This window comes from Flavobacterium ammoniigenes (assembly GCF_020886055.1).
In the GTDB taxonomy this organism is placed as follows: domain Bacteria; phylum Bacteroidota; class Bacteroidia; order Flavobacteriales; family Flavobacteriaceae; genus Flavobacterium; species Flavobacterium ammoniigenes.
In genome coordinates this window covers 142913-156378 of record NZ_AP025184.1, presented here as the reverse complement: position 1 = coordinate 156378, position 13466 = coordinate 142913, and the positions used below count along the sequence as shown (strand labels likewise).

6 protein-coding genes are annotated in these 13466 nt (G+C 30.2%); 2 read left to right on the top strand and 4 right to left on the bottom strand.

Annotation, left to right across the window (positions count from 1 at the left end; translation table 11 throughout):
* Complete coding sequence (locus LPC21_RS00665; protein ID WP_229317431.1) at positions 1-6345, bottom strand: HYR-like domain-containing protein; 6345 nt, start codon at positions 6343-6345, stop codon at positions 1-3.
* A gap of 464 nt (positions 6346-6809) precedes the next feature.
* The gene (locus LPC21_RS00660; RefSeq protein ID WP_229317429.1) at positions 6810-7577 is read right to left on the bottom strand and encodes a LytR/AlgR family response regulator transcription factor; all 768 of its coding nucleotides are present in this window, start codon (positions 7575-7577) and stop codon (positions 6810-6812) included.
* 16 nt (positions 7578-7593) lie between these two features.
* Between LPC21_RS00660 and LPC21_RS00655 the strand changes: the two genes are divergently transcribed.
* Positions 7594-10461 carry a sensor histidine kinase gene (locus LPC21_RS00655; RefSeq protein WP_229317427.1) on the top strand — a complete coding sequence of 956 codons (2868 nt, stop codon included), beginning with the start codon at positions 7594-7596 and terminating at the stop codon, positions 10459-10461.
* A 570-nt stretch (positions 10462-11031) separates the two neighbouring features.
* On the opposite strand, the gene LPC21_RS00650 is transcribed toward LPC21_RS00655, so the two are convergent.
* Positions 11032-11319, bottom strand: coding sequence for a helix-turn-helix domain-containing protein (locus LPC21_RS00650; RefSeq protein ID WP_229317425.1), 288 nt, complete (start codon positions 11317-11319; stop codon positions 11032-11034).
* A 422-nt stretch (positions 11320-11741) separates the two neighbouring features.
* On the opposite strand from LPC21_RS00650, the gene LPC21_RS00645 reads away from it, so the two are divergent.
* On the top strand, positions 11742-12440 hold the full coding sequence (locus LPC21_RS00645) for an IS1 family transposase (protein ID WP_229317423.1): 699 nt from the start codon (positions 11742-11744) through the stop codon (positions 12438-12440).
* A gap of 204 nt (positions 12441-12644) precedes the next feature.
* Here LPC21_RS00645 and LPC21_RS00640 read toward each other — a convergent pair whose 3' ends face one another.
* Positions 12645-13406 carry a Cthe_2314 family HEPN domain-containing protein gene (locus LPC21_RS00640; RefSeq protein ID WP_229317422.1) on the bottom strand — a complete coding sequence of 254 codons (762 nt, stop codon included), beginning with the start codon at positions 13404-13406 and terminating at the stop codon, positions 12645-12647.
* Positions 13407-13466 lie beyond the last annotated feature (60 nt).

The following is a 13466-nucleotide window of genomic DNA, read 5'->3' as shown; positions in this document are numbered from 1 at the left end:
CTATTTGTTAAGGATATATAAATTACCAGACTTTTCAATGTTTTGAATTCCTGTTTGTTTATCATTACTATACTCATATTTTAATATATAGAAATAAACACCAGTTGGTAATAATTCATTTCTTGAAACTGTACTTCTTCCATCAGAGTAGCCAGTGAAAACTTTAGAAATATTATCATAACCTGTCGCTTCAAAAACTCTTACTCCCCATCTATTAAAAATTTCAACTGTATTATTTGGATAACAATCAATTCCTTCTAGAAAAAAAATGTCGTTTTTACCATCACCATTAGGTGAAACTGCATTCCAAATCTTTACATGACAAGCAAAGTTAACACGTTGTGAGTGTGTCGTTGAATTACCGCATTGGTCAGTAGCAGTCCAGGTTCTAATTAATGTATAATTATTTGAACAGCTATCAGGAGTTGTTACTTCATTATATGTAACTGTTGCTGTACCGCAATTATCCGTAGCGGTTAAAACAACTGCGGTGGGAACTGAATTACACTCAATTGTGATATCGGAAGGTAAAGCTTCTACAAAAATTGGAGCTATTGTATCTTGAACTGATATAGTTTGTGTATGTACCCTTGTTAAACCACAAGCATCTGTAGCTGTCCATGTTCTATTTAAAATATAACTGTTTATGCAGGTTCCATCGGTTCTAATTTCGTTATAAGTTACAGTGGCTGTACCGCAATTGTCTTTCGCAGTTAAAACTGCTGCTGTAGGTACTGCATTACAATCAACCGTTACATTTGTTGGTAAAGGCTCTACAAAGTTAGGAGGTGTGTTATCTTGAACTGTAATGGTTTGCGTTTGTATTGCTGTTAAACCGCATGCATCTGTAGCTGTCCATGTTCTTAATAATGTGTAGTTATTAGCGCAATTTCCTGAAGTTATAATATCGGTATAGACTACAGCAGCCAAACCACAATTATCTGTAGCAGTTAGTAATGCAGCTGCTCCTACAAGTAATTCATTACAGTCTATCGTTATTCTAGCTGGTAAGGATTCTACAAATACTGGAGGTGTGTTGTCCTGAACTGTAATGGTTTGTGTATGTACTGTAATTAAACCACAAGCATCAGCAGCGGTCCAAGTTCTTGTTAAAATATAATTGTTAGGACATGAACCGTTAGTTCTTACTTGATTGAAAGTTACAACAGCTGTACCACAATTGTCAGTAGCAGTTAATACTGCTGCTGTTGGAATTGCATTACACTCTACAGTTACATTTGTTGGCAAAGCTTCTACAAAAGTAGGTGCTGTTGAATCTTCAACCGTTATAGTTTGTATATGTACTGTTGTTAAGCCACAAGAATCTGTTGCAGTCCAAGTTCTTGCTAATGAAAAGCTGTTTGGACATCTTCCACGTGTTCTAACTTGACTGTATGTTACATTAGCAACTCCACAGTTATCAGTAGCAGTTAATACTACTGCTGTCGGTACTGCATTACACTCTACAGTTATATTAGCTGGCAAGGCTTCTACAAAAACTGGAGGAGTAGTATCTTGAACTGTAATGGTTTGTGTATGTACATTAGTTACTCCACAAATATCAACAGCAGTCCATGTTCTTGTTAGAATATAATTATTTATACATGTACCATTCGTTCTTACTTCATTGTACGCTACAGTTGCTGTTCCACAATTGTCAATAGCAGTTAAAACTGCTGCCGTTGGAATTGCATTACACTCTACTGTTACATTAGCTGGTAAAGCTTCTACAAAAGTAGGAGGTGTGGTGTCTTGTACTGTTATTGTTTGTATATGAACATTAGTTACTCCACAAATATCAGTAGCAGTCCATGTTCTGGTTAATGTATAGTTGTTTGAACAGGAACCATTTGTTCTTAGTTCATTGAAAGATACAGTAGCTGTTCCACAATTATCTGTAGCGGTCAACACAGGTGCCGTTGGGATTGCAGTACACTCTACTGTTACATTAGCCGGTAAAGCTTCAACAAAAGTAGGAGCTGTGGTGTCTTGTACGGTTATAGTTTGTGTATGTACGGTAGTCAACCCACAAATATCAGTGGCAGTCCATGTTCTGGTTAAAGTATAGTTGTTTGAACAGGAACCATTTGTTCTTAGTTCATTGTAAGACACAGTAGCTGTTCCACAATTATCTGTAGCGGTCAACACAGGTGCCGTTGGAATTGCACTACACTCTACTATTACATTAGCCGGTAAAGTTTCAACAAAACTAGGAGGTGTGGTGTCTTGTACGATTAAAGTTTGTACGTGAGTCGTTGTTAATCCACATAAGTCTGTAGCTACCCAAGTTCTTGTAAGAGTATAATTTGAACATGTACTTGGTAAAGCAGTTGTTGTTTCATTGTAAGATACAGTAGCTGTTCCACAATTATCGGTAGCCGTCAACACAGGTGCCGTTGGAATTGCACTACACTCTACTGTTACATTGGCTGGTAAAGCTTCTACAAAAGTAGGAGCTGTGGTGTCTTGTACGATTAAAGTTTGTACGTGAGTCGTTGTTAATCCACATAAGTCTGTAGCTACCCAAGTTCTTGTAAGAGTATAATTTGAACATGTACTTGGTAAAGCAGTTGTTGTTTCATTGAAAGACACAGTAGCTGTACCACAATTATCGGTAGCCGTCAACACTGGTGCCGTTGGAATTGCACTACACTCTACTGTTACATTGGCTGGTAAAGCTTCAACAAAAGTTGGAGCTGTGGTGTCTTGTACGGTTATAGTTTGTGTATGTACAGTAGTCAACCCGCAAGCATCAGTGGCAGTCCATATTCTGGTTAATGTATAGCTGTTTGAACAGGAACCATTTGTTCTTAGTTCATTGTAAGACACAGTAGCTGTACCACAATTATCTGTAGCGGTCAACACAGGTGTCGTTGGAATTGCACTACACTCTACTGTTACATTAGCCGGTAAAGCTTGTACAAAAGTTGGAGCTGTGGTGTCTTGTACGGTTATAGTTTGTGTATGTACAGTAGTCAACCCGCAATCATCGGTGGCAGTCCATGTTCTGGTTAAGGTATAGCTGTTTGGACAGGTACCATTTGCTCTTACTTGGTTGTAAGATACAGTAGCCGCTCCACAATTATCTGTAGCGGTCAACACAGGTGCTGTTGGAATTGCAGTACACTCTACTGTTACATTAGCTGGTAAAGCTTCTACAAAAGCAGGAGCTGTGGTGTCTTGTACAGATATAGTTTGTGTACAATCTATAGTGTTTAAAACTGTATTTTCTCCAATATCTCTAATGTTATTATCATTTGTATCGTCATATTCAGTAATTCTATAAGTACGGGTTACTGTTTGAATACATGTACCTGAATCAGCACTATTGAAAGCAGAAATTTCAATTACACCACATGGAAAATTACCAATTCTACCATTTCCATTTCCTAGCACTTCAAATTCGGCTTCAGTTAATGAAGTAGCAGTTGGGATATCTGCATAACACTGAACAGTAGTAACTGGAAATGTAGGACAAGCTATGTCAAAAGCACAACAGTATGGTGAAACATCTGAAATTACGGCAACGTTATTAATGGGTAAATTACTATCTGTTATTGTAACACTATAAGGTGTGCCATTTTGGATAGGGCCTGAAGTCCATTCATTACCAATCCATGTGCCAGGAGCTCCGCTACCTGAGGCGGTATATGGTGCTATACCAATATTTACTCTCACTTTAACGGTATATGTTATAGCATCTACACTACATAAAGTAGTATGAGTAGTGCCAATAGTTGTTAAGGATATTGTAGCTACATTTGATAAATCTCCATCTACATCACGGACTGTATAAGAAATTGATGTTGGCGAACCTGTAAAACTAACTAATGGCGTAAATGTTATTTGTCCTGTTGCTGTATTTACATTCCAAGTTCCTTGACCTGAAACCACTATTGTATCATTGAATCCATCTGAATTAGCATCTGTACCTCCTACAATACTTACTGAAGCTGGATTTAATGCAGAATCACTAGTATCGTTTGATAAAACACTTACTGTTGCTGGTGAACCCACAACATAACCTCTCACATCATTTACTGCTGTTGGGCAAACTGGTAATGCATTTATAACTGCAGCACTTGATGCATTTGAGGCACAACCATCTACCGTGGCTGTAAATGTGTAGCTTCCTGCTGGTAATCCTGTTACTGAATAAGTTGCTGTATTTGCCGAAAAAGTTGCCCCACCTGGTGAGGTAGTTATTGTATAGTTATTAATTGGTGCTGTAACATCTACTGGTAAGCCTGTTAATTGAATGGAACTAGTTACAGGTGTAGGACATGCAACCTGTGTTACAGTACCAATTGTTGGCGCTGCAGGTTGTGTTACAGTGAAAACTCTAGAAGCTTCTAAACCACAACCATCTCTAACTTTAGCTGTATATGTAGTTCCGACTAATAAACCTGTAAAAGTATTGGCTGGTTGTTGTGGTTGCACAATAGTAGTACCACTAGCGTCTAATAAGCTATATTGATAGGGAGTACTACCTCCAGTTACATTTACAACAGCAGAGTTTGCACACGCTACAACTGTGCTAACTGAAAAATTAGTGGGCGCTACAACAATATCATATTCATAAATAAAACCATCAGTATATCTATTTAAAGAAATACCAGAGCTACTAATAAAAGGTAGAGTAAAACCATTTGCTAATCCATATCGAAAAGTATAAGTTCCAGGTGCTAAATTGTTAAAAGTTAGCTGTTGAGGTTGATTTAATAAAAAATTACCACTATCAGAACCAGTTCCAGCCACTACCGTATTAGCTGAGTTATATAACTTATATCTAATACGACTAAGCATATTTGCAGTCAAATTAACGACAACATTTGCAGTATTAGGTATAGTGGCCGCGCAATAATTTACGGTATGACTTAAACCTACACTAAGAGTAGGACAAGTTTGTAGAATAGATATAGTATTTTCTTGAGTAAAACCACAATTGTCTGTAATACGTATTCTATATTCTCCTGGCGGGAGAGTTATCCTAGCAATACCCTGACTTGTTGGCCAAGAGACAAAAGGTTCGTAAGGGTAACTAATAGCATAGGTTTGTGCAGGATGTTTACCCGATTGCGTTGTAAATGTTGCTGGACCACTTAATATGGTTAACTTGGGATTGTTCAAAAAAGTTAAATCATTACCTGTTCCAGTTATAGTCAAACCAAGAAGATCATCCATGAAGATATCAGCCCCATTATTTGGTGCATCACAACTGAAAGTTAATACCCGTGAAGTTTCATTTTCTATTACAGTTTCAGTAAATACTCTGCTGGGGCTGCAAGCATCAGTATAGGTTATGGTATAGCTTGTACCATATTTTAAACCTGTTATTCCAGTATCAATAGCCGGTAGTAAAGTAGTAGTAGTAGCTAATCTATCTACACTATTTGTAACTGCATTAGTTTTAAGTAAAACGTTATAAGTTCTATCGTTTATTGGATTTCCAAGAAAATCATTAGGAATAGCCGTTGGATTGCCAGTCTCTCTAACTTGTACTGTAATAGGATTGGTCATTAACCATCTATCTCTTCTTATTTGATACCCTCTATTACAACCTGAAGTTATTCGATTAATCCTATAATCATCAATACCACTAGCAACATTGGTTGATTTATTCATTTTAAAAGCAGTAGTTGTAGGATTTGCAATATTTATGTTTAACCATGTCCTACAAGGATCAGAAAGAATCAAATTAACGGAGGAGGTGTTGTTAAAGAAAGAAATAGGAATATTAATAATAGGGGAATCAATATAAGCTATACCTCCCCCTCCTAATGTTTGTGTAGTCGGAGTTGTAGCCGTCAGGATTTGATTAGCACTATTTCTAAGTGTCCATGTATAAGTGGTAGTTACAATTGGTACTTGAATTGAAAATACATAACTAATTGAATTATCACATAAAACATTATTAATAGCAGATGAAAAACCTGCTCCAGCAGTTGCAGGATTTTGAACGGTTACAGTGACATCATTAGAAGATGAATTTAAACATCCTTCTTTAATAACATCAAAACGATAACTTCCAGCAGCAAAACCTGTAATGTCAATAGTAGTTTGACCTATAGGAACTGCTATAGGGTTAGGATTACTAGGGTCTACAGCACTACCGTCTAGTGTTAATCGCCTCACAAAATATTGAGTAGTATTGTCTGCAGGAAGACTACCAATATTAGTTATTCTAATTATACCATCACTATCTCCTGAGCAATTTGGTCTAAAAGAACTTCCTAATGGAGTTAACAGAGTACATTGTGCAATAGACAGTTGAGAATAAAAAAGAAAAGTTAAAAGTAATATAAAATTAATTTTTCTAAATTTATAATTAGGAGATATGAACATAAATATATAGTAGGATTAAGGCAAATTTATTTTAATTTGCAAATTAAACACATTTAATTTCAAAATAATGCGTTTTGTAATAATTGAGTTCAATTAAGTAATAAACGGTACTTAAGTTTCCAGAAATTTATCTTGCCATAGTTACTAAAAGAGGTTTGCCACTTGGCAAAGAATTTGATTGTTTTAAAACACGACTTCAAATTTTAAACCTTACTCAAACACCTTTAAATAAATATTTTAACCCGTTGGGTTAACTAGTTTTTAATGACAATTTTACGTCACTCGAGCTGAAGGCGAATAGGCGAAGTAGTTTGAGTAATTTTATCAAGTCTCGATACGTCTGGGGAGGGAAGAAAATTGTATAGAGAATAAGTAAGATTTAATTAAAAACGAATCTGAATACAATTTTTGTTAAATATTATTAAGAATAGGCGAATTGGCGTTTTTAATAAGTAATCAAAGCGTTAATTTAAATTAATTTTTAAAATATTTAAAAAATTTATAAAGGATTGATACCTTCTTTTTGCAATTGGCAACAAATCCCCATTAATCATTTCGCAATAGTATCCTGCTTTTTTATTTATGTTTTTAATATGCGAAACATTTATTATATAAGAATTATGAATTCTAAAAAACATATCATCGCTTAGGACTATTTCATATTCACCTAAATTTTTACAGGCTAAAATTTCTATTTTGTTCAATAAATAAAAAGTAGTGTATCTTCCGTCAGATTTACAATATAATATATCGGTTTTTTTTATAATATCAATTTTATCAAGAGAAGAAATTGTTATTATACTAGAGGGTCTTTCTTTTAAGGAATGAAGATTATTTAAAATTTGATTTTTAAATAATTTTTTTTCTTCTATTCTTACAATTGCTTTGTTAACGGATAAAATTAAATCTTCAATTGCAATTGGTTTTAAAACATATTCAATTGCATTATATTTAAAAGCCTTCGGCGCAAATTCTTGATAGGCAGTAACAAAAATAATTTCAGATTCTGAGGCATCAATTAGATCTAAAATATCAAATGCATTTTTGTCATTTAATTTAATGTCTAAAAATATAATATCTGGTTTTGTATCATTTAAAAAGGTGATACAACTTTCAAATGTATCAGATTCACCAATAATTTCTATATTTAGGCAATATTTATTTAAAAAAAACTTTAATAGCTCTATATTTTCTAATTCATCATCTACTACATATGCCTTATATTTATCCATGTTATAAATTTTATTTATGAAATATTTTTTTTTAGTTTTTTTTGCTAGTTTAAATTTTATGATTTACGGTCAAAAATATGAAACAATAAGATACTTTAATCAAAATGGAGATTTAAATTCTGAAATTATTTACAACATTGAAGAAGATTTAAATAATTATTTTTGGATGTCTACTGATAATGGTATTTTTAAGTACAATGGAAATAGTTTTAAAAAATTTACCGTTAAAAATGGATTACCATCAAATGATATTTTTAAAATAAAAATTGACTCAAGGAACAGAATTTGGTTAACTGGATACTATTTTGGTTTATATTATATTTATAAAGATAAAGTTGTAAAGGTAAAGAATAGCGAAAAGTATAATACTCTAGAGTACTTATATGAAAACAAGGACACCATTTTTTTTAAAAATCCATATTTTGTAAATATAAAATACATAACAAAAAATAATAAATTAGAAAGCTTACCACTCAATTTAAATAGAGTAAGGATAATGACCTATAATGATAATGGTCTAGAAGTATATAGGTATGCAAAGAAATTGAATTTTTTTGTAATTTATAAGAATAGGAGAATAAATGTACCTAAGGGTTACGTTTTTTATCCCAATCTGTCTTCAACAGTACCTACTTTTGTTAAGGATTACAGTTTAATGAAATATCATTCTTTAAACAGAATAATTAGTAATGATATTATATTTTTAAAAGATGGTAAATGGAATAAATTTCTTAAAACAAAGGAAGTTAAAAAAATTAAAATTCTGAGTAGGGATTTTGAAAATAATTATACATATATGTATGATTCTAAAAATAAAATTATTGTTTTAAAAGATAATGTATACAATTATAAACTAACAAAATTATATTCAAGTTTACCAATAGATAATGATAAAATATATTTCACATTTATAGATAAATCAAAAAATATATGGGTTATTACCAATGATAATCAATTAATTTTTGTGCCAAATAATTATGATCAAATCTCATCATATAACAGCGAATTTATTTTCAAAAACAAATTTTCATCCATAAAATATGGGATTAAATATAAGGATAAGTTTTTCTTAATAACAAATAATAACGAGTTTGGTTTTTTTGACCTTAATAATAAATTTTCTGTCATAGATATTTTTAAAAATGAAGCATTATACAAAATCATAGTTAATAATGAAAAATTAATTTTGTGTACAAATAAATCACATTATTATTACGATATTAATAGTTACTCATTAATTAAAAAATTTAAATCCCCTGCAAATAAAAATTCAAAAATTATTGATAATGAATTAATCTATTCGAAAGGGGCAAGTTTAAATATAAATGATAGTGTTATACTATCAATTAAGAATAGTATTAGATTTAAAGATTTTGTAAAAATTAATGACAAATTTTACTGTTCAAATGAAGATTTTATAATTTCTAAATCAATTTATGATAAATTTCACACAAAAAGAGAGATAAAGTATGTCAATGTAATTGAAAAATATAATGATTTACTTTTAGTTGGTACAAATTCTAATGGATTATTTCTTCTTAATAGTAAATTAGAAACAGTCCAAAAAGTTAATAATAATAAAAATATTATTGATATAAAAGTTGAAAAAAATATTATCTATGTTTTAACTACAAACTCTTTACATGTTTATGAGATAGTAAAAAATAAGCTTGCTTTATTAAAAGTAAAATCAAGTAAAGATGGCATCCTTGATTCAAGAAATAAAAATATAAATATTGATAGTAAATTTATTTATATCTATAGTCAATATGGAATTACCAAAATAAAAAAGATAAATATAAAGACTAAATCTAAAGCGGAGATAGACTTTGAATGTTTAGAATTTCCTACATATACTGATAAAACAATTAAATTGAATAGAAAAACAAATACTCTAAATTTTTTATTTAATGTTAACACATTTGAAAACGAGAAAAATTTTAAAAAATTTATTCGTTTAGAGAATGACAATTCATTTATAAAACATAAGTGGGAAGAATTATCAAATAAAAGCTTTACTTATAAAGACCTTAAACCCGGCCATTATAAATTAACCCTAAAATTAACTTCTGAAAACTTATATAAAGATCAAATAAAAGAAATTAACTTTTACATAGAGCCTTATTTTTGGGAAACTACACTTTTTTCATTTATTGTAATAGCATTAATAATTTTAATTATTGTTGTACTTTATTTATATTTTAAAAACAAGGCAAATAAAAGATATTATTTACAAAACAAAATTAATTATTTAGAACTTAAAGCTTTAAAGTCTCAAATGAATCCTCATTTTATGTTTAACACATTAAATGGGTTGCAAAGTGTTATTTTTACAAAAAACGATAAAGAAATCAATAATTATTTTGTTAAGTTCTCCAGATTACTTCGTATAACATTAGAAGTATTAAACAAAGAGAAAGTTACACTTAAAGATGAAATTAATTATTTACAATCATATTTAGAACTAGAGCAAATTCGAAAAATAAATAATTTAGTATGCACAATAAATATTGATGATAATCTAGATTTAGAAGGTATCGAAATACCAGTAATGTTATTACAACCTTTGCTAGAAAATGCCATTGAGCACGGTTATAGTAATTTAAATAAAACAAGTAATTTAATTATTAATGTAAAGAAAATAATCAATACCTTAATTATTGAAATTGAAGATGATGGTATAGGTGTTGATTTAGACAAAATCAACAATAAAGAGTATTTAATTAAAAATAACTCTTTTGCTTGTAACAATATTAAAGACAGGATCAAAGTCTTAAATTATTTTAGTAAAAATAAATATAAAATAGAGTGGTTTAATTTGAACAATGAAAATAAAACTGGTACTAAAGTCATTTTTTCTATTAATTTAACTAATGGCAAATAATAAGGTAATGTATCAAAATTAGTGATAGATTAAATTGATCAAGCTATTATATTGACAATCAAAACTTAAGTCAAATTATTTTACAAAAGGAGAGGCTGTATGTCTCTCCTTTTGTATATTTAGTTTCTCTTAAATCTTCTAAAATGGCTTTTCACCAGTCATCGTGTATAACTTCGTTCAGTTCGCAAAAGCTCGAGTCAAAATTAGTGATACCAAAATTTGCCCTCATTGTGCTGTTCCTACACTTATTTATAAAGGGTTTGCTGCTAACCAAAAACAACAATTTTTTGTAAAATGTGAACGAAACGGTGTATTGATTTTTATACAAGTAAGGGTTGTCGTAAAGAAATCAATACCAATATCATAATGCTAATTAAAGAAGGAATGGAAAATAGAAGCGTGGTTCCAGAATTATCAATTGAATTTCTTTTTAATGGCATTTTTTATATGAAAAAAAACATCAAGTAAGTCAATTAATAATATTTAATACAATCTAATTATTGCCATAAAATTAAAATTACTTAATAATAATTTACCATTAGATAGCCTCTATAGATTAATTTTATAATATTATGTATAGTGATTTCCACTTATTTTTTTAGGGTTTAACCTTTCTCTTTGGCACCCACAATTACATCGTTTGTGATTTTTCTTTTTTAATTGTTTAAAAAAATCGACACAATCAAGCTCTAAAATATCTAAGAGTTGGAGAAACATAACTAAAGTAAGTTTAGCATTACCTCTTTCAATTTTAGCATAATAACTTTGGGTTAAGCTTAGTTTTGTAGCAATAAATTCTTGGGTGTGGTTTTTTTCAATTCTAGCTAATCGAATTGATTTTAAGACGTTTGGAACCATATTTCATTACAAATTAGTATTCATTAGTATCATTGAGGGGAATACAATTTTACAAAAAAAAGGGATTGAAAACTAACTTTCTAGCATTTAGTCCTATATGGAATTATTTAGCTTTAATACGAATTGGAATTCTCCTTATTGTTTTCAAAATTTGTAAATGTGTATTCTTGATGGCATTTTTATTTCTGTTATTGTTATCTGCTATTGAGTCATTACACCATAGTTTCCAAATCGTACTAACCTAACTTATCCTATTCTAATGAAGCATTGCCCCTTTACCACGGTAATGTATCAAAATTAGTGATGACTCCAAATCAATATGTTACTATATTGATAATCAATGTTTAAGTTAATTTATTTTACAAAAGGAGAGGCTGTATGTCTCTCCTTTTGTATATTTAGTTTCTCTTAAATCTTCTAAAATGACTTTTCATCAGTCCTCGTGTATCAAAATTAGTGATACTAAAATTTGCCCTCATTGTACTGCTCCTACACTTATTAAAAATGGGTTTACTGCTAACCAAAAACAACAATTTTATTGTAAAACGTGCACGAAACGATGTATCGATTTTTATACAAGTGAGGGTTGTCGTAAAGAAATCAATGCCAATATCATAACGCTAATTAAAGAAGGAATGGGAATTAGAAGTATTGCTAGAGTTTTAGGTATCTCTACCTCCACTTTACTAAAAAGGATAGTATTTATCTCTAAAGGAGTTCAATCGCCACCCATTAGTTCGGGTCAAATCTATGAAGTAGATGAGATGAGAACTTTTTTACGGCATAAAGGCAAAGTAATTTGGATTGTATATGCTTTAGATCGAATCAACAAAAATGTAATTAGTTTTGCTGTTGGTTCAAGAACAAAGAAAACACTCAATCAAGTCATTAAAACCGTAATACTTTCCAATCCCAAAAGGATTTATACTGATGGGTTGATTCACTACAAATTTTTAATTCACAACACTATTCATAAAGTCACTCGCTTTGGAACTAATAGAATTGAAAGAAAAAACCTGAGCCTCCGTACTCAATTAAAACGCCTCAATAGAAGGTCAATTTGTTTTTCCAAAAGTTTGCTTGTACTCAATGCAGTGTTAAGGATTTATTTTTGGTTGTAGTTTTTATTATTTAAATCTAAATAAATAAAGTATAGATTTATTAAAAAATTTAACCTTAAATCTATTATTAATTTTTTGAAGGACATATCAAAAGTCAAAAGTTCAGTTTTGTTTATAGAGACAGTTATAGGGTCTCTATATATTTCAATCCCTATAGTTTAATTTGTGTGCCTCGTCATTTCTTGAAATTGCTTTAAGTAGCCGTTATTGTTTTTCTTTTGCTCTTTTTAAAAATTCAGGAATAGTTACATTCATAAAAAAATTAATGTATTGTTCTGCGACATTATTACCGCTTTTGATGTACAATAATTTGTCATTTTTATATTTTTTAAGTTTATATTCTAAATAAAATTTAGGCATCATTTTTCTGAAGTCATCTCCTATTTCTATATTGAATTTTTCTGAATTTTTGTAAATTATCATTGAACTTTGAATATCGTCTTTTTCGGAATCTTTAAATATTCCACGATGGGTATTAAAATTTCTAGCTTCAATAATATGCTTAAAACTTTTATGATAAAATTCTATTACTTTTATTGACAATGTTTCTTTAACTATTTCGGATTTTATTAAGTTTCCCCAAGTACATTTTTTTTCAGAATATCCAAGCTCATAAACTTCATTTACCATTAATTTAAACAAATCTAAAAGTGTATTAGATTTGTGATAGAAAACTTCGGTATGATATTTAATATAATCTAAATGAGAAATTTCGTTTTCTTCATAAAATTTTTTTAATGGAAAACGACGAAGAAAAATTTCAATTTTTCTCAAATCTTCTTTAACTTCTGTTATTTTAGAATAAATGCTAAAGACTTTATCAGCATATTTTCCTTCGTGACTTAGTAAATTATAATTGTTTTTGCTTAGGTTATATTCGGGATGGTTATGTATTTCTTTCATTGTTCGATGAACAATTTCAATGAAATCTTTGAATAATTCGCCGTTAAATTCGGTTATTTTCATTTGGTGTTTTTATTATAGCTACTACAATTTTTAGGCTTGAACTAATTGGAAAAAAAATAA